Annotated in this window: 20 protein-coding genes; 18 read left to right on the top strand and 2 right to left on the bottom strand. The window is 39.1% G+C overall.

Going from position 1 to position 18961, the window contains the following annotated elements; all coding sequences use genetic code 11:
- Positions 1 to 18: 18 nt before the first annotated feature.
- The 6 genes from FERRO_RS08550 (at position 19) to FERRO_RS08525 (ending at position 5550) form a co-directional block, all read left to right on the top strand.
- Entirely contained in the window at positions 19 to 591 is a 573-nt protein-coding gene (locus tag FERRO_RS08550) for a 5-formyltetrahydrofolate cyclo-ligase (RefSeq protein WP_160318130.1), read from the top strand.
- A complete protein-coding gene (locus FERRO_RS08545) occupies positions 584 to 1426 on the top strand; it encodes an alpha/beta fold hydrolase (protein ID WP_056930430.1) in 843 nt (280 codons plus the stop codon). Before FERRO_RS08550 ends, FERRO_RS08545 begins: the two co-directional genes overlap by 8 nt.
- On the top strand, positions 1419 to 2156 hold the full coding sequence (locus FERRO_RS08540) for a pseudouridine synthase (protein ID WP_056930429.1): 738 nt from the start codon (positions 1419 to 1421) through the stop codon (positions 2154 to 2156). Before FERRO_RS08545 ends, FERRO_RS08540 begins: the two co-directional genes overlap by 8 nt.
- Before the next feature lie 11 nt (positions 2157 to 2167).
- On the top strand, positions 2168 to 3955 hold the full coding sequence (locus tag FERRO_RS08535; protein WP_056930428.1) for an acyl-CoA dehydrogenase: 1788 nt from the start codon (positions 2168 to 2170) through the stop codon (positions 3953 to 3955).
- Between the two features lie 94 nt (positions 3956 to 4049).
- Positions 4050 to 4913 carry a methylene-tetrahydromethanopterin dehydrogenase N-terminal domain-containing protein gene (locus tag FERRO_RS08530; protein WP_056930427.1) on the top strand — a complete coding sequence of 288 codons (864 nt, stop codon included), beginning with the start codon at positions 4050 to 4052 and terminating at the stop codon, positions 4911 to 4913.
- A gap of 4 nt (positions 4914 to 4917) precedes the next feature.
- Positions 4918 to 5550, top strand: coding sequence for a cyclodeaminase/cyclohydrolase family protein (locus FERRO_RS08525; protein ID WP_056930426.1), 633 nt, complete (start codon positions 4918 to 4920; stop codon positions 5548 to 5550).
- Here FERRO_RS08525 and FERRO_RS08520 read toward each other — a convergent pair whose 3' ends face one another.
- Together FERRO_RS08520 and FERRO_RS08515 are read right to left on the bottom strand one after the other, a co-directional pair.
- On the bottom strand, positions 5551 to 7170 hold the full coding sequence (locus tag FERRO_RS08520; RefSeq protein WP_056930659.1) for an electron transfer flavoprotein-ubiquinone oxidoreductase: 1620 nt from the start codon (positions 7168 to 7170) through the stop codon (positions 5551 to 5553).
- A 75-nt stretch (positions 7171 to 7245) separates the two neighbouring features.
- Positions 7246 to 8673 carry an NAD(P)H-hydrate dehydratase gene (locus FERRO_RS08515; RefSeq protein WP_056930425.1) on the bottom strand — a complete coding sequence of 476 codons (1428 nt, stop codon included), beginning with the start codon at positions 8671 to 8673 and terminating at the stop codon, positions 7246 to 7248.
- A gap of 209 nt (positions 8674 to 8882) precedes the next feature.
- Here FERRO_RS08515 and rpoE point away from each other — a divergent pair, with 209 nt between their 5' ends.
- The 12 genes from rpoE (at position 8883) to acpS (ending at position 18961) form a co-directional block, all read left to right on the top strand.
- A complete protein-coding gene (gene rpoE, locus FERRO_RS08510; protein ID WP_056930658.1) occupies positions 8883 to 9482 on the top strand; it encodes an RNA polymerase sigma factor RpoE in 600 nt (199 codons plus the stop codon).
- On the top strand, positions 9482 to 10000 hold the full coding sequence (locus FERRO_RS08505) for a sigma-E factor negative regulatory protein (protein ID WP_056930424.1): 519 nt from the start codon (positions 9482 to 9484) through the stop codon (positions 9998 to 10000). The genes rpoE and FERRO_RS08505 overlap by 1 nt, the downstream gene beginning before the upstream one ends.
- Before the next feature lie 11 nt (positions 10001 to 10011).
- Complete coding sequence (locus FERRO_RS08500; RefSeq protein WP_160318129.1) at positions 10012 to 11010, top strand: MucB/RseB C-terminal domain-containing protein; 999 nt, start codon at positions 10012 to 10014, stop codon at positions 11008 to 11010.
- Complete coding sequence (locus FERRO_RS08495) at positions 11007 to 12434, top strand: DegQ family serine endoprotease (protein WP_056930422.1); 1428 nt, start codon at positions 11007 to 11009, stop codon at positions 12432 to 12434. Before FERRO_RS08500 ends, FERRO_RS08495 begins: the two co-directional genes overlap by 4 nt.
- The gene (locus tag FERRO_RS08490) at positions 12391 to 12660 is read left to right on the top strand and encodes a glutaredoxin family protein (RefSeq protein ID WP_342586495.1); all 270 of its coding nucleotides are present in this window, start codon (positions 12391 to 12393) and stop codon (positions 12658 to 12660) included. The genes FERRO_RS08495 and FERRO_RS08490 overlap by 44 nt, the downstream gene beginning before the upstream one ends.
- Before the next feature lie 123 nt (positions 12661 to 12783).
- Complete coding sequence (lepA, locus tag FERRO_RS08485) at positions 12784 to 14577, top strand: translation elongation factor 4 (protein ID WP_056930420.1); 1794 nt, start codon at positions 12784 to 12786, stop codon at positions 14575 to 14577.
- Positions 14577 to 15548 carry a signal peptidase I gene (lepB, locus tag FERRO_RS08480; RefSeq protein WP_204374812.1) on the top strand — a complete coding sequence of 324 codons (972 nt, stop codon included), beginning with the start codon at positions 14577 to 14579 and terminating at the stop codon, positions 15546 to 15548. Before lepA ends, lepB begins: the two co-directional genes overlap by 1 nt.
- A gap of 3 nt (positions 15549 to 15551) precedes the next feature.
- A complete protein-coding gene (gene rnc, locus FERRO_RS08475) occupies positions 15552 to 16247 on the top strand; it encodes a ribonuclease III (protein ID WP_056930419.1) in 696 nt (231 codons plus the stop codon).
- Entirely contained in the window at positions 16240 to 17142 is a 903-nt protein-coding gene (era, locus tag FERRO_RS08470) for a GTPase Era (protein WP_056930418.1), read from the top strand. Before rnc ends, era begins: the two co-directional genes overlap by 8 nt.
- The gene (gene recO / locus FERRO_RS08465; protein WP_056930417.1) at positions 17132 to 17857 is read left to right on the top strand and encodes a DNA repair protein RecO; all 726 of its coding nucleotides are present in this window, start codon (positions 17132 to 17134) and stop codon (positions 17855 to 17857) included. Before era ends, recO begins: the two co-directional genes overlap by 11 nt.
- Positions 17854 to 18579: a pyridoxine 5'-phosphate synthase gene (gene pdxJ / locus FERRO_RS08460; RefSeq protein WP_056930416.1), complete on the top strand. Its 726-nt coding sequence runs from the start codon at positions 17854 to 17856 to the stop codon at positions 18577 to 18579. Before recO ends, pdxJ begins: the two co-directional genes overlap by 4 nt.
- Before the next feature lies 1 nt (position 18580).
- On the top strand, positions 18581 to 18961 hold the full coding sequence (gene acpS / locus FERRO_RS08455; RefSeq protein ID WP_056930415.1) for a holo-ACP synthase: 381 nt from the start codon (positions 18581 to 18583) through the stop codon (positions 18959 to 18961).

Here is an 18961-nt window from a genome sequence, read left to right as displayed (position 1 = left end):
AATGCTGATCAAAAAAAAATGATACGTAAACAAATATTAACTGAACGTGATCAGTTAGACCCACAAGAGCGTCAAATCAATGAAAATCTAATTTTTAACCGGTTTGTAAGTGAGGAGTTATATTCACGCTTTAATTCGTTCATGGTGTATGCCTCCTTTGGGAATGAAGTTAATACCTGGCCATTGATAGATTATCTGTATCAACATACTACTAATATTATTTTTCCCAAGGTGGATGCAGAATTAAAAGTTCTTGAACTATATCGCGTGAAGGATAGAGAACATCTGGTACCTGGTATTTGGGGTATTTTAGAGCCCGATGAAAGTCGGTGTGAAGCCGTATTAATAGGCGATATAGATTGTATTTTGGTGCCCGGGCTAGCCTATGACAAGGAGGGATATCGGATTGGCTACGGTGGCGGGTATTATGATAAATTGTTAGCCAATCAACAAGGTCATAGTTATAAAATATCAATTGGTTTTGAATTTCAACGTTTAGAAAGAATTCCGCGAGAGAGCCATGATTGCCCTATCGATCTACTAATTACGGAAACTGAGTCTTATTACTTTTCTCATCCAGCCCATGAATAAACATCAATTTTTAGGACTTTGGTTAAACGGATTTCATCAGGTGAACTACTTTACTTGGGGAAATCCTAATTCCGACCGAACAGTTATTGCGGTACATGGATTAACTCGAAACGCCCATGATTTTGACTTTTTAGGACGCTACCTCAGCCCGTCCTATCATGTGGTATGTCCAGATATAGTTGGGCGAGGTGACAGTGATTGGTTGAAAAACAAAACAGATTATGGTTACCCAGTTTATTTATCAGATATGGCTTGTTTGATAGCTCGTTTATCTGTGAACTCAGTCGATTGGGTAGGAACTTCCATGGGTGGAATTATAGGGATGATGCTTGCAGCTCACACCAATAGCCCTATTAGAAAATTAGTGATTAATGACGTGGGAAGTCACATTACAGCTCACTCTCTGAATCGATTAGCACAATATGTGGGTACCGATCCACAGTTTGATCATTTGCAGCAAGCAGAAGAGTATTTCAGGAACAATTACAGTACTTTTGGAGCCTTAAGCGATGAGCAGTGGCGTCATATGACGATCCACAGTGTATTTAAAAATTCTCAAGGGGTGTATAAGTTAAAGTATGATCCAGCCATAGCAAATGTTTTTAATTCTAAACCTATTATGGATGTGGATTTAAGTTATTTTTGGTTGAAAGTTAACTGCCCAATCCTGTTAATACGAGGTAGTAATTCTGATTTACTGCCTAGAAATACGGTTAATTGGATGAAAATGACCAAGCCATCAATGCAGGTAGTGGAGTTTGAGGGTTGTGGGCATGCTCCCCATTTAATGTCAGATGAACACACGAAAATAATTAAAGATTTTTTAGATGAGTGAAGAATTAGTTAGATTGTCAAAAGTGATGTCTCAGCGTGGACTGTGTTCTCGTCGGGAAGCAGATGTTTGGATAGAAAAAGGGTGGGTGTATGTGGATGGTAATTTGATTAATGAATTAGGATACAAAATTCATCCTAGTCAACAAATTGAAATCAGTAAAAAAGCCATTCATGAGCAAAATCAACTCATTACCGTTCTGATTAACAAGCCCATTGGTTATGTGTCGGGTCAAGCCGAAGAGGGCTACATTCCTGCTATCAAATTAATTACCTTAGAAAATTATTGGACAGAGAACAATCCTAAGTTCGATGGGAAATTTAATTTTTTAAAAGGGTTAGCTCCCTGTGGCAGGCTTGATATTGATTCAACCGGTTTATTGGTGTTAAGCCAAGATGGAAGAGTTGCAAAAAATCTCATTGGTGAGAACTCTCAAATTGAAAAGGAATATTTGGTTCGCTATGAGGGCCACATAACTGGAGAGAAATTAAGTTTGCTTAACTTCGGATTATCCTTAGACGGACAGCAATTAAAACCTGCAACCGTCACTATTCTAAATGATGATCAACTGATGTTTAAGTTAAAAGAAGGAAAAAAAAGACAAATTCGACGCATGTGTGAATTGGTTGATTTGAAAGTAGTTGGTTTAAAGCGTGTTCGGATTGGTCATATTAAATTAGGTCAATTACCCTTAGGTAAGTGGCGTTTTCTGACGTCGCTGGAGACATTTTAGGAAACAGTACTATGCAAAACTATCAGCCACCTTTGCGAGATATACAGTTTTTATTACATGAAGTACTCGGGTATCACACACTATTAAATGCTTATGAAGAGGATTTAATTAATCCAGAGTTATGTAATTCTATATTAGAGGAATGCGCCAAGTTTACTAAAAACGTATTGTCCCCGCTCAATCAAGTAGGCGACAGACATGGTTGTAAACTAGAAGATGGTCAGGTAATAACAGCTCCTGGTTTTAAAGAAGCTTACCAACAATTTATTGATGCAGGTTGGAATGGTTTAATTTCCTCTACAGTATATGGTGGACAAGGATTACCCATCATGCTCTCTGCCGCCACGGAGGAAATGTGGCATGCGGCAAATATGTCTTTTACACTTTGTCCGCTGTTAACAAGAGGCGCTATCGAAGCGATTGATTATGCGGCACATGAAGAATTAAAGAAAAAATTCTTACCTCCTATGATAGCAGGGACATGGACAGGTACAATGAATCTGACAGAGCCTCAGGCTGGTTCGGATTTATCTGCCATAGCGACCAAGGCTGTGGAGGAGGGCGATCACTATAAAATCATTGGACAAAAAATATATATTACCTATGGGGATCATGATTTTACCGAGAACATTATTCATCTGGTTTTAGCGAGACTTCCCGATGCACCGGCCGGAATAAGAGGAATATCTCTTTTCCTTGTACCTAAATATCTCCTTAATCATGACGGTAGCTTAGGAGATAAAAATGATATTCATACCGTGTCTCTTGAACATAAGCTGGGTATACACGCGAGCCCAACCTGTGTTTTATCCTTTGGTGATAAAGGGGGAGCCATAGGGTATTTATTGGGAGAGAAAAATCGAGGTATTGAAATCATGTTTGTTATGATGAATGCTGCGCGATTTTCTGTAGGAGTGCAGGGGTTTGCTGTCGCTGAAATGGCCTATCAGGCAGCCTTAAGTTATGCTAAAGAAAGAAAGCAAGGTATCCCCTTAGGGGCCACGAGTTCTCTACCAATCCTACATCATCCTGATGTGGCTCAAACTTTATTAAATATCAAACTGATTATTAATGCCTGTCGCCATCTGTCTTATTATGGTGCGAAAATGTTAGACATGAGACGCTCAAAGGACACGGTTGAGCAAGGATATGCCAGTCAACGCTCAGATTTTTTGACACCGATTGTCAAAGCATTTTGTACAGAAATGGGTAATGAGTTGTGCTACCAAAGTATTCAAATTTTTGGTGGAATGGGTTTTATTGAAGAGACCGGAATTGCACAATATTACCGTGACGCTCGAATCACAACCATCTATGAGGGCACCACAGGTATTCAGGCTAATGATTTATTAGGCAGAAAGATATTGCGAGACAAAGGACAAGCAGCATTCGAGTTGTTTCAAGAAATAGATGAGGTGTTAATTCAAGCAGAGCAAATCTTAGTCAATAATAAGTCAGTTTACACACTCAAAAAGGCGCTCTTTGATACTCGGGAAATGTGTCAATATATACTAGAAAATGACAATCAGTATTATAAATTTAGCCATGCTAAAGATATCTTAATGACTTTTGGCTGGCTAGTATCAGGATGGTTATCCTTGAATGAGATCATGGTGTGCCACAATAAAATAAATATAGAAAAGAAGGAGGAGGTTTTTTATCTTAATAAAATGAAAGGATTGGAATCCTTTATTTTACAAAATTTACCACGTTGTGGAGCCTTAAAAAAAGCGATCATAGGAAATCAAACCCTTAATCATGTTGAGCAAATCTTAGATCTTCTGAGTATTTCTCACTGATCAGTAAAAATGATTTGTTAGATAATCATTTCTTTGGTTGTGAATGGTTATCACAAGGTAGAATGCATATTGCTTAATAAAATGAATAACCACAATGAAAAAATTACTTTTCCAATTAGATACAGATACTCACCCCAGCGCTTTTGATACGGTCGTGGCCTACGATGGCGGTGCAGATCATGTGGCTACTTACTCTGTTGTCAATTCAAGCAATGTTAAACCAATTGTTGAAGGGGCTATTTTTACACGATCTCCCAAGGACAAAAAAAATACTGCAATGTTTGTAGGAGGGAGTAATTTGGAAGAGGGGCAGACTCTTTTTTCTGCTATACAACAACAGTTTTTCTCAAATTTTCGAGTTTCCATCATGTTGGACAGTAATGGCGCTAATACCACTGCCGCTGCCTGTATTGCTTTGCTGACTAAGGACGTGAACGTTAAAGGTATGAATGCTGTAGTTTTCGGAGGCACTGGCCCCGTGGGACAGAGAGCGGCAATCATGTTAGCCCAAGAAGGAGTGAATGTATCCATTACTGGTCGTCAATTTGATAAAACCAAACATATTACTGACAGTATTGCACAGCGTTTTTCACTTTCAATTGAACCCTTGGCTGCTCCTGAATTAAGAGATCGGCAGCTCATTGCAGCGGATAGGGATATTGTTCTATCAACTGGTGCCGCAGGTGTTTTAATGTTGGACGCGCATACTTGGCAAAATGCGCCTCGCATTAAATTCTTGGTAGATGCGAATGCTACTCCTCCTTTAGGACTAGAGGGGGTTGAGGTGATGGATCGTGCCATGGATCGATATGGTAAAAAGACTTTTGGAGCGATTGGTTTTGGAGCCTTAAAATTAGCGCTTCATCGCCGTTGTATTGAGCAATTGTTCCATAGCAATACCCAAGTGTTAGATGCCAATGAGATTTATGGTTTGGCAAAAGAAATGGTAAAGGAATAATTTTATGATCAAAAATCAAATATTGGACAGTTTTTTAACAGATCTAGCCAGTGCTAAGCCCACCCCTGGGGGGGGGAGCGCTGCAGCTGTTTCTGGTGCGATGGGTGCGGCACTGGTTTCAATGGTAGCAAACTTAACCATTGGAAAAAAAGGTTATGAAGAAGTGGAGTCGGAGATGACCTTGCAACTTCAAGAGGCAGAACAATTGCGTTCTGAGTTAATTTTATTAATTAACGAGGATGTTGAGTCATTTAATCAGTTGATGGCCTCCTATAAACTACCTAAAAGCTCTGATGAGGAAAAATCCGTCAGAGTGACAGCCATACAAACTCATCTAAAGAATGCTACCCGTGCACCACTAAAAATTGCGCAATCTGCATTCAATGGTCTTAAACTATGCCAGCGCTCGGTAAAAACTGGGAATAAAATGGTCATCAGTGATGTAGGAGTTGCTGTAGAAATGTTGATAGCTGCCTTAAAAAGCGCTGCACTCAACGTATATATTAATGCGCCATCCATTAGCGATCAATCTTTTAAGGACATTGCTTTAAAAGAAATTGAAACCCTTTTACGAGATGGCGCCGAGATAGCAAATCAAGTTTTTGAGGATGTGAAAAATATCCTCATTCCAGCTTAGTTACATATTGGCATAATTCGGTCCACTGCCACCCTCTGGGGGAACCCATCTGATATTTTGCGTGGGATCTTTTATATCGCAGGATTTACAATGGATACAGTTTTGAGCGTTGATGATCAGTTTGGGTGAGGCATTGAGTTCATTGATGATCTCATACACGCCAGCAGGACAGTATTTTGTTTCAGGTGACCCATATAAATAGTAATTAGTTTTAATGGCGGTATCGTATTGCGCCAGTTTGAGATGAACAGGCTGATTCTCGCTGTGATGGATGTTAGCAAGATAGACAGAACTATTCTTATCAAAGGTAATTACTCCATCTGCTTTAGGATAGGAAATTGTGGGTTGGGATTTAATGGGTTTTAGTGCTAAGTGGTCGTAATGATTGGCAAATGTCCAGGGGCTTTTGCCTTTCAATAAATAAAATTCTATAGCGCTATACAGTAAGCCAAAACCTCTTCCATAATTGAACGATGGGCGTATGTTTCTGATACTGTAGAGTTCTTTTCCTACCCAACTGGATTTTACAGATTCAGTGAAAGTAGATAGTTCCTTTACGTCAGTATCTGATCGTTGTAAATAATTAAAGACTTGTTCAGCAGCTAACATTCCTGTTTTAAGTGCGGTATGAGACCCTTTTATTTTTGCAACATTTAGAAAGCCAGCTGCATCGCCAATGAGTAAGCCGCCTGGGAAACTTAATTTAGGGATAGACTGCCATCCTCCCTCAGAGAGTGCTCGTGCGCCATAACTCAAACGTCTTCCCCCTTGAAGGAGATTGCTAATATGGGGATGGGTTTTAAATTGTTGAAACTCTTCAAAAGGGTTTAAGTATGGATTTTGATAATCCAGCCCTACCACAAATCCGATGGAAATTTGTCTCTCATCGAGGTGGTATATCCAGCCACCACCATAGGTATCCGAGGAGAGTGGCCATCCTACGGTATGCGTTACTTTCCCTCGCTGATGAACGCTAGGATCAACTTCCCAAATCTCTTTAAACCCTAAGGCATAGGTTTGTGGTTGACAATCTTTTGTTAATTGATATGTTTTCTTTAATTCTTCCGTTAGTGATCCTCTGGCTCCCTCAGCAAAGATAGTTTGTTTCGCAAAAATATTGAGGCCAGGCTGGAATTGTTCTGTTGGGTTTCCTTCTTTATCGCGACCCATGTCACCTGTTGAAATGCCAATCACTTCCCTATTATCGTTGTAAATGACTTGGGCGGCAGAAAAACCAGGATAGATTTCAACCCCTAAATCCTCTGCTTGAGTTGATAACCATTGGCAGTATTCGCCAACACTACCAATAAAATTATTTATATTGTTAAGAGACGAGGGTATGGGTAGCGAGTAATAACGTGATTTTGTTAGATAGTAAAAATGATCTGATGTGACGTTAACGCGCAGAGGCGCACCTCTTTTTTGCCAATCTGGAAATAATTCGTTGAGAGCTGTGGGTTCCATGACGGCTCCAGACAAGATATGGGACCCTATGGAACTGCCTTTTTCAATAACACATACGCTGATATCAAGATTTTTTTCTTGGGATAATTGTTTAAGTTTGATGGCACAGCCAAGTCCAGACACTCCGGCTCCAACAATTACTACGTCGTATTGCATTGATTCTTTTTCAGACACCTTGTTATCCTCGGTATGATAAAAAATAAACAAATATTGTAACTGATAAAGACTCAGTTATAGCTTATTTAGGTTTGAGCGAATATAGAATAGAAGCTCACGGTAAGACATTCCTATGGTCCCACAATATTGATTTTGGTAATCCATCGCTGCCTGTCCGTGTATATTCACTGCATTGAGTAAAGCGAATTCAAGGTGAGTACATCTTGATATTAAAGACCCTATTACGCCACACAATATATCGCCGGATCCAGGAATAGACAATGCTGAATTGCCGGTGGTATTGATCCACCAACGTTGCTCTGGGGATGAGATGACTGTGCCTTGCCCTTTTAGAACAACCCAGGCTTTCAATAGTTGGGAGAGATATTTTGCATCCTCAACTCGGCTGATAACTTTTCTATTCAATATCTGACCGGCTTCACCTGGATGAGGAGTAATGATGGTGGGTTGACATCTGTGGGAGAGCTGCTCAATGAGTTGACTATCCTTTAAGAGAGGTAGAAACCCAGCGTCTAATAGTATTGGATAGGGAACATTAATCACTGAGTGAATGATTCGTTCATCAAAATCACTGGCATTTGTCCCTGGACCAATGATAAGACAGTCTAATTTAGAGTCGATTAACTCAAATAATGATTTAGTCATTATTTGAGGGTTGAACAGAGGAGCCATATTTTCTGCGGAATCATCAAGAGCCGATAGCCATACTCGTCCTGCCCCTGAGTGTAAGCAGGCTTCAGCCGTAAGAAAACTTGCTCCAATCATTCCTTTTGCACCGCCAATAATACCTATGTTGCCAAACATTCCTTTATGAGTATTTTTTTGTTGAGTACGCCAAGAGAAGTGGGTAATAGGTTTGCTGAGGGTAAAACCATCTGGAAGAACAGCTATATTTAAATCATCCTCAACGATTTCACCGCAATAATCCGGCCCATCTGCGGTATATAAGCCAATTTTTCCGGCAATCAATGAGTAAGTGTGATCAGCCTGAAAGGTATCGCTGTATGCAATGCCTGTGTCACACATTAATCCACTTGGTATATCTATGGCAATTTTTACGGTGCTGATTTGATTTGATAGTCTTAGCCAATTACTATAGGGTTCTGTTAGACCACGATTTAATCCAATACCAAATAACCCATCTAGAATCAGGTCAAATTGGTGAAATTCCCATTTTTGGATTAGCTTGATATTGCCATTATGTTTATATCGCTGAGACAATTGCCTAAAATTAGCCACATTTTCAGTGGTTAAAATCCATATGATATATCCTTGAGTGCTCAACAAATCAACTGCACACAACGCATCGAGTCCTTTATTACCCGGCCCGAGTAGTACTAATATTGTTGAATATTGAGTACATTTTTTTTTAATAAATAGGGTTAGTTGATGTCCCGCTTGCTGTACAAGGGGGAGGGTGTTATCTAAATCATTTTTTTTCTGAGCCTGACGTAACGACTCTTTTGTAAGTATAGGGATCACTGTGATCTTTTAAACTAAGTCTAAATTATTGAAAATAAAGTGAATGTTGAACTTTCTTTTGCATGCGTTGCCTTATTACTATGAAAACTAATTTATCTATAAAACCTAACTTATCACTGTATACTATACCTACTAATTTAGATGTAGTGGATATGTCCTTGGATAATGTATACAAACCATCCAGTGACCCCCGAGCTGATGGGAAATTAATGACTGACAGAGATATTGATCAACAGCTTGTTGAGCGAGCTCAAATGGGTGACAAGAGAGCTTTTGAGATGCTTGTGGTCAAGTATCAGAGAAAGCTTGCTCGCTTAATTAGTCGCTTGGTAAGAGATCCAGGCGAAGTCGAGGATGTCACGCAAGAATCCTTCATTAAAGCCTACCGTGCCCTATCCAGTTTTAGAGGTGATAGTGCTTTTTATACATGGCTTTATCGGATTGGTATTAATACCGCAAAAAACTATTTAGTCTCTATGGGTCGACGAGCACCCACAAGTACCCTTCTTGATAATGATGAAGCGGAAAATTACGGAGAAAGTGACCTGTTGAAAGATGTTAATACACCTGAAGCAGAGTTAATGAGTCGGCAAATAGCTGAAACAGTTAATAATAGTATGGATGCGCTTCCTGAAGAACTGAGAACGGCTATTCGTTTGCGTGAGATTGAAGGTTTAAGTTATGAAGAAATTGCATCCATAATGAGTTGTCCAATAGGAACAGTAAGATCAAGAATTTTTCGTGCGCGCGAAGCGATAGCAGAAAAATTAAGACCCCAGTTAGATATTGCAAAAGACAGGAGATGGTAATGAAGACAGAGAACATATCTGCCTTTATGGATAACGAGGCTGATGCGCAGGTTGAGAAGGAGATTCTTAGCCAATGGAAATCAGACAGTAGTGTTCGTGAAAAATGGAACCAATATCATTTGATAGGTGAAGTTGTTAGGGATCGTGAGGTTCATCATGTAAACTTAACAAACAGGATTTTTGATGCCCTTGCAGATGAGCCGACGGTGTTTGTTCCTCAAAAAAAACGCCAAGCGACTGCAAAAGATCCCTCCGTTAATAAATGGGTTGCTATTGCTGCAGCAATCTTTGTGGTAATTATTTCCACGCAAACATTTAAACAAGGTTCATTTAAGTTTTCTAACACGCAGGCAACTCAAGCTTCTTTAGATAATCCTGCTGTCACGCAATCTGTAGCAAGTGCTGATGCTCTACCTTCTAAGTATGTTAACTCCTACGTGAATCTTCATCGTCAGTGGTCTCCTTTCACTGATATTCAAACTGTTGACTATAATGCGGGAGTGGTTGTGTCAAAATGAAGTTGAAGTTCATGACAAGAATAATAAGTTTTTTACTTTTATTGATTATTACTGCGTATTCTACAGCTGATGAATTAAAAAAAAATCAAGAGTTTCTGAGGGATTCCAAGGCCTACTTGGAATCCGTTAGTTTGGCTGCACACCATTTAAGTTTCGAGGGGGTTTTTGTTGTTCAGCATGAAAATAAAATGTTGGCCTCGAAAATCGTTCATTGTGCAAATGGACAGGAAATGACGAAAATTAATACTCTTGATGGTTTACCCCGAGAAATTATAAGTGATGGTGAGCAAGTTAAATCTTTTTTCCCAGCTTATCATTCTATTCGCTTAGAGCAAGGTCAAATACGTCGGTTATTTCCTGATTTGATCACATCTCCTGTTGAAAGCTATCTAACTAATTACAAACTTAATTATTTAGGTGATGACCGTGTGGCGACAAGATCTTGTCATGTGATTGAATTTATACCTAAAGATAATTTACGCTACCCCCATGTTTTTTGTATAGATAATGAGACCAACCTAGTTTTACGTGCCTCAACACTAGGTGAGAACAATGAACCATTAATTACTTCGTTTTTTACAGAAATTAAACTGGATAAAAATGTTTCTCATGCCGAGGTAACTCCCTCTTACAAAGATACAAAAAACTGGCAAGTTGAAAATATAAAGCTTCAGAGTGAGGGGACTAATTTTAATGACATAAATATTGGACGTTTACCTGATGGGTTCAAGAAAATATCTGAATTTAGTAGGGAAAGTCCTCATGGCAGCGGTACCATGATTCATCAGATGTATACCGATAGTTTATCTTCCTTTTCTATATTTATTGAAGATGCTCAACCTAATTCAAAAACAGCTCACACCATAATAAGTAAAATTTTACAAAATTCCTTAAGCTTTTACTCGGCGCAGGTTAATAATCATGTAGTGACTGTGGTGGGTGATTTACCTTTGAATTCAATTAAAGAAATTGTTTCTTCTGTCACATTTTCACGGAGTTCTAATCGATGAAACGCTTATTTTATGTTTTCTTGGCTTTATTTCTTACTGTACAGGTGAATGCTGAGTCGCTCCCTGACTTTACAGGCTTAGTAGAAAAGCTCTCTCCGGCAGTGGTAAATATCAGTACCACAACCAAAGCGCGAGCTATGGGAAAAAATGACATGAATGGGAATATCGATCCCAATGATCCCATGTATCAATTCTTTAGACGCTTTGGTATTCCTATGATGCCAGGGATGCCTGGAATGCCAGGCTCTCCTAATCAGGGGGAGGTACCCGAATCCCACTCCATGGGTTCAGGCTTTATTATCAGTCCAGAGGGTTATATTTTAACCAATACCCATGTTGTAGAAGGTGCTGATGAGGTATTAGTTACCCTTAATGACAAGCGTGAATTTAAAGCGAAAGTGATCGGTACAGACGCCAAATCAGATGTGGCCGTACTCAAGATTAATGCTAAAGACTTGCCTTCTGTTAAGTTAGGTAATTCAGATAATGAGAAAGTGGGTGAGTGGGTAATTGCTATTGGATCACCTTTCGGATTTGAAAGTACCGTGACAAAAGGTATTATCAGTGCCAAAGGAAGATCTCTACCAGATGAAACACTGGTTCCATTCATTCAAACCGATGTTCCAATCAATCCAGGTAATTCAGGTGGGCCGTTGATTAATATGAATGGTGAAGTGATTGGCATTAATTCACAGATTTATAGTAAAACCGGTGGTTTTATGGGATTATCTTTCGCTATTCCAATCAATGTGGCTCAAAAGGTCGCCATGCAGTTACGATCCACAGGTCGAGTTAGCCGTGGTTGGTTAGGGGTGGTTATACAAGACGTCACTAAAGAATTGGCTGATTCCTTTGGTTTGAAAGAAGCTAAAGGGGCTCTAGTTTCTAATGTTCAAAAAGGCTCTCCTGCCCAACTGGGAGGCGTTAAGGTTAGTGATATTATCCTTAAATTTAATGGTTTACCTATTGTTACCGATGCTGATCTTCCTCGAGCTGTGAGTGAAGCCAAAGCGGGTTCTATGGCTACTCTAACGGTGTGGAGACAAGGTAAATTAGTTGATTTGCAGTTCAAATTGGGTGAAATGCCGTCAGACCACACTCTGGCAAGCAATGAGCCAGAAAGTCCCCACGCTAACCCGCATCATGCCATGAATAAACTAGGTCTTTCCTTGGCTAATTTGTCTCGTCAACAAAAAGAGCAGTATGGCGTAACCCACGGTGTTGCTGTAGAAGCGGTTAGTGGTCTGGCTTCAGATATAGGAATGCAGCCGGGAGATATTATTCTCTCAATTAATAATGTGGCCATTAAAAATACGCAAGAGTTCGATAACACATTATCGAAGATTGGAAGTAAAAAAGTATTAGCATTATTAATTAAACGTGGTGATACCTCTCAATTTGTCACCATTAAACTTGGTGAATAATTTCCTACTATTAATAAGGGATGGCTGTCATCTTTGCGATAACATGACATCATCCCTCACTCAACATCCTCTCTTCAATCGTATTAATTTGTCTTTCCTTGACATTGATAACAATGATGAACTCCACCAACAGTTTTTTGATAAAATTCCAGTCCTCCTAAAAAACAATCAAATTGTATGTCAAACCTTCTTTAATGAAGAACTATTTGCCAAAATGGTAGATTAACCTAGACAGGGCACAGTATTAATCGTGCATAGACTTGTTCTTTAATATAAAATGATCTGAGTAATGTTGTTTTTTAGTTTATAAATGGACACTTCTCATGGTGTCCTTTTTTCTACCTTATATATGAATTTAATTCGAAATTTTTCAATCATAGCTCACATTGACCATGGGAAATCTACACTTGCTGATAGGTTCATACAAGCTTGTGGCGGTCTCTCTGATAGAGAGATGGAATCACAGGTCTTAGATAGCATGGATCTTGAGCGTGAGAGAGGGATTACCATCAAAGCTCAAACTGCATCACTTCAGTATAAAGCCCAAGATGGGAACATCTATCAGCTCAATCTCATAGACACCCCTGGTCATGTTGATTTTTCCTATGAGGTATCCCGTTCTCTGGCTGCTTGCGAAGGAGCAATTCTTGTGGTGGATGCCTCTCAAGGCGTTGAGGCACAAACGGTCGCCAATTGCTATACAGCCATAGAGCAAGGCGTTGATGTGTTTCCTGTGTTAAATAAAATTGACTTACCCTCAGCCGAGCCAGATAGAGTCATTGAGGAAATTGAAGATATTATTGGTATTGACGCCCATGAGGCTGTCAAGGTGAGTGCCAAGACAGGTTTCGGTATTACTGATGTGTTAGAGGAGATCATTCATCGCTTTCCTCCCCCTATGGGGAATCCTGAGGGGCCTCTAAAAGCTCTCATTATCGATTCATGGTTTGATAACTATGTAGGAGTAGTGATGCTCATCAGATTGGTAGATGGGGTACTAAAGCCTAAAGACAGGATTTTGTTTATGTCTAGTCAACTAAGTTATCTCTGTGAGCAAGTTGGGGTATTTACTCCAAAGTCACAAACTAGATCGTTTTTGTCTGCTGGCCAAGTGGGTTATGTTATTGCTGGAATTCGGGAACTTGACTCAGCTAAGGTTGGGGATACCATTACTTTAGCAAGTCATCCCGCTCAGGAACCTCTGCCTGGTTTTAAAGAAATAAAACCACAAGTCTTTGCTGGACTCTACCCTGTTGAGTCAAATCAATACGATGCTCTGCGAGATGCACTTGAAAAATTAAGGCTAAATGATTCTTCATTGCAATATGAACCTGAAACATCGCAAGCCTTAGGTTTTGGGTTTAGATGTGGTTTTTTAGGTCTTTTACATATGGATATCGTTCAAGAAAGATTAGAGCGAGAGTACAATATGGACCTAATTACTACCGCACCAACGGTGGTCTATCAGGTGGTGATGAATGATGGAACTGTTCAGGAAATTGAGAACCCTTCACGGCTTCCTGAACCATCAAAGGTGAGTGAAATTCATGAGCCGATTATTACTGCCACTATTATTTTACCCCAGGATTATGTGGGTCCAGTGATTACTTTGTGTAATCAGAAAAGAGGTGTTCAAGTGGACATGCAATACTCTGGTCGGCAAGTGATTCTTACCTATTTGTTACCTTTGAATGAAGTGGTGATGGATTTTTTTGATCGACTAAAATCAGTGAGTAGAGGATATGCTTCCCTCGATTATGAATTCAAGGAATTTAGAGCATCGGATTTAGTTAAGTTAGATATTCTAATTAATAGTGAAAAAGTGGACGCTTTGTCGCTAGTGGTTCACCGATCCACTAGTCAATATCGTGGCCGTGAGCTTGCTGCCAAAATGCGTGAGTTAATACCCAGACAAATGTTTGATGTGGCTGTGCAAGCTGCCATAGGCTCTCACATTATTGCACGTGAAACCATTAAGGCTTTACGTAAAAACGTATTGGCCAAGTGTTATGGTGGCGATATTTCACGAAAGAGAAAGTTATTGGAAAAACAAAAGGCAGGTAAAAAGAGAATGAAACAGGTGGGCAGTGTAGAGATACCTCAAGAAGCTTTCCTTGCTATCCTTCAGGTGGAGAACAAATAATGGATTTGGTTAAAATTGCTTACGCAGGTCTCGCTTTATCAATACCGATTATTTTATGGGATTTGTTTTCAAAGAAAAATATCACCAAAGACGAGTCGCTATATTTTATAGTTCATTCTGCTTGGCTGGTGTTATTCATCTGTGGTTTTGGCTTACTTTTAAAAGTGACCGGTTTTTCGGAAATTCTATTGGCCGCTTCTTTCTTGACGGGACTAGTTTTACTCATGCATTGGTTAAGAGTGAAAAATAGAAATGTTAACACCAAAACTGAATCTCCATTAGTGGAAATATCACGTAGTTTTTTCCCTGTTATTGTGGCAGTTTTTGTGGTGCGTACCTATCTGTATGAGCCCTTTAAAATCCCATCAGGATCTATGATTCCTACTCTTCATATTGGTGATTTTATATTGGTAAATAAGTTTGTTTATGGATTGCGTTGGCCTTTCACTAACCATGCCTTCATTAACATTCAGGAACCTCACCGGGGAGATGTCATGGTTTTTCATTATCCAGAGGATCCTTCTGTTAATTACATTAAAAGAGTGATCGGTGAACCAGGTGATGTGGTCACTTATCAAGATAAGCGAATTACTATTAATGGGGTACCTCTTTATACAAAATCTGATGGTGTCTATAACTCTATGGAAGAGGATATTGCCATGGTTCAATTTGATAGGTTTGAAGAGAAAATTGGTACTCATACCCATTTTTTTATTACTGTTCCAACTCAACCCGCCATATTTAACTCTCAAGTCTTAAACTTTGAAGGGCGTCAAAACTGTACCTATAATTTAGATGGATTTACCTGCAAGGTACCGGCTGGACATTATTTTATGATGGGTGATAACCGTGATAGAAGCTCAGATAGTCGCTACTGGGGATTTGTTCCTGAAGACAATATTGTAGGTAAGGCAGTATTAATCTGGATGAACTTTAATGACTTTAGCCGTATCGGACATAAAATTCAATAGCCTATGTTTAAGGCCGTAAAGTTTAATTACGATATTTTGTATAGAACACTGGGTTATCAGTTTAAGTCCAAGAATTTATTAGTTCAAGCGCTTACCCATCGAAGCGTCTCTGCTGTGAATAATGAACGCTTAGAGTTTTTAGGCGATAGCTTGTTAAATTTAATTACTGCTGAATATTTATTTGATAAATATCCCCAATTGAAAGAAGGGGATTTGAGTCGAACTAGATCACAATATGTCAATAAAGATTCTTTGTACATGATTGCTGAAGCCCTTAATATAAAAGATTATATTCAACTCAGTGTTGGTGAAAGAATGGGAGGAGGGCATAATAGACCTTCAATTCTTGCCGATTCTATAGAAGCTATTATCGCTGCCGTCTATTTGGATTCCGACTACGTGATCACAAAGAGGTTTGTGATTAATTTATTAGAAAAATTTATTATCCCAAATATAGGAACTACCTCTAGTAAAGATCCTAAAACATCCTTACAAGAATTATTGCAGTGTAAACATAAAAGTCTTCCTATTTATCAATTGATTGAAACCACTGGTCTTGCCCATGACCAATCATTTACTATTGAGTGTACGATCACTTCATTAAATATTAGTACTCGAGGAAGCGGGAAAAGCCGGCGCATGGCAGAGCAACAGGCTGCACTCAGCGCTTTAGAAAAGATTAAAGGGAACAATGACTAATATTAGTACAGAGATGAATTTTCGTTGTGGGTCTGTGGCCATTGTAGGCAGACCTAATGTGGGCAAGTCTACCTTACTGAATCATTTAATTGGCCAAAAAATCAGTATTACCTCCCGTAAGGCGCAAACTACCAGACATCGTCTGCGTGGTGTTCTAACGGGGACTGATAGTCAATTTATTTTTATTGATACCCCAGGATATCAAAATAAGTATAGCAACATTCTAAATAAATCCATGAATAAATCTGTCACTAATACACTAACTGATGCGGATGTCATACTATTAGTTATTGATAAACTCAGCTGGACAGATGAGGATGAGGCTATTTTTAAAAAAATCACCCATAAACAACCTATTTTAATTATTAATAAAGTAGATTTAATTAAAGATAAACAATTACTGTTACCTTTTTTAGAAAAAATCACCTCACAGCATCATTTTTTGAGTGTTGTTCCTCTCAGTGCACAAAAAGACAGATCCTTTGATTCTTTACTCAATGAAATCAGAATAAATCTTCCTATTGCGCCTCCTGTTTTTGCGGAAGATGACATTACTGATGCCCATATTAAATTTTTAGCCTCAGAATTTATTAGAGAGCAGTTATTTCGTTTCTTAGGAGACGAGCTCCCCTATGCCACCACAGTTGTTATTGATAAATTCGAGGAAACTCCTACACTAACGCGAATTTATGCCACGATTCTTGTTAATCAAGCCAATCAAAAAGCTATTGTTATCGGCAATAAAGGTGAAAAACTCAAGGAAATTGGTACCCATGCGAGACAGAATATTGAAAAAATCATGGATGCTAAAGTTTATTTAGAGTTATGGGTGAAGGTTAAATCTGGTTGGGCTGATAGTGAATTATCTTTAAGACAACTTGGGTATGAAGTCTAATATTCACCAAATTAATGATCAAATGGCCTTTGTACTTCATGCTGTTCCTTGGCGAGAAACTAGCCAAATTGTAGAAGTATTTTCCATTAATCATGGCAGAATTCCGCTCGTTGCAAAAGGATCAAAACGTCCACGCTCGCCAATTCGTGGTCTATTAATGCCCTTTCAGCCTTTAAAATTGTCCTGGTCTGGTAACAATGAGTTACGCACTCTCAGAAATGCTGAGTGGTTAGGGGGGATTTCTCAATTATCCGCTCAGTACATTTACTGTGGTTTTTATTTAAATGAATTACTCATTAAGTTGCTGCCACGAGATGATCCTCACCAGTATTTGTTTGAGAAATACTACGAGACTGTGAAGGCATTATCTAATAAAGATGACATTGAACCATTATTGAGATCTTTTGAATATTCTCTGTTGCAAGAATTGGGATTTTCACCTTCACTAACCCATGATGGGAATTGCCACACACCTATTGATAAAGAAAAGGCCTATGTTTTTGATACTGAGAAGGGAATGATTGAATCGCAATCTTTCAATGAAAGTAAAGTACAATTTCAAGGTAAAACATTGCTGGATTTAAATCGTAGTGACTTTTCTGATACGAAAACATTAATAGAAAGTAAAATACTCATGAGATTACTGCTAAATCAATGTTTGGCTGATAACGATTTGCAAACACGAAGAATCCTACAGGAGCTACCTTTATTGTGATACAACTTGGCGTAAATATTGATCATATTGCAACCATCAGACAGGCACGTGGTACCAAGTATCCAAGCCCAGTTCAAGCCGCTTTACTCGCTGAATATGCAGGTGCTGACGCGATTACCCTACACTTACGTGAGGATCGTCGGCATATACAAGATAGAGACTTGGAGATTTTAAAGGAAGTTCTCACAACACGTATGAATCTTGAGATGGCGGTCACTGATGAGATGTTGAAAATTGCTACTCACACCATGCCTCAAGACGTTTGCCTAGTTCCAGAAAGACGCCAGGAAATCACCACTGAAGGAGGGTTGGACGTGGTGAAACATTTTGATAAGATAAAAAATGCCTGTGAGGTATTAAAAAAGCAGGGTATTCGCGTATCACTGTTTATCAATACAGACAAAGAACAAATTATTGCCTCAAAGGAAGTGGGAGCGCCGGTAATTGAGCTTCATACGGGCCATTTTGCTGAGCTGGAAAGTGAGGAAGAACAACGTGCTGAGCTTAAAAAAATCAATCAAGCTGTGGAATTAGGTCTGGGTCTGGGTTTGAGAGTCAATGCAGGACATGGACTTAATTATAAAAACACTCATCATATTGCCAGTATTGCAGGGATTAGTGAACTCAATATAGGACATGCCATAGTGGCGCATGCATTATTTGTAGGTTGGGAAAACGCGGTGCGAGAAATGAAGCAGATTATTACCCACAGTTGCCGCTAAAATGATTGTTGGAATTGGAATTGATACAGTTAAAGTTTCGCGTATTCAGCAAGCACTCATGAGGTTTGGTCAGCGTTTTGCTGAAAAAATTTTAACTACTGATGAATTAATTCGCTTTAGAAAACACGGTCAACCAGCGCGGTATTTGGCAAAACGATTTGCTGTGAAAGAAGCCTTTTCAAAAGCCATTGGTACGGGTATTCGAACACCCGTAACATGGAAAAACATTGGTACAAAGCATCATGCCAGCGGTGCTCCCTTTCTTCAATTTTCTGCAACTTTATCGGAATTAGTTATCGAAAAAGGTATTACTAAGACACATCTGACTGTGACTGATGAAGAAAATCTAGCCATTGCGTTTGTTATTCTAGAAGGAGATTAG

The sequence above is a fragment of the Ferrovum sp. JA12 genome (assembly GCF_001431705.1).
Taxonomy (GTDB): domain Bacteria; phylum Pseudomonadota; class Gammaproteobacteria; order Burkholderiales; family Ferrovaceae; genus PN-J185.
This window is presented reverse-complemented; position numbering and strand designations above follow the sequence as displayed.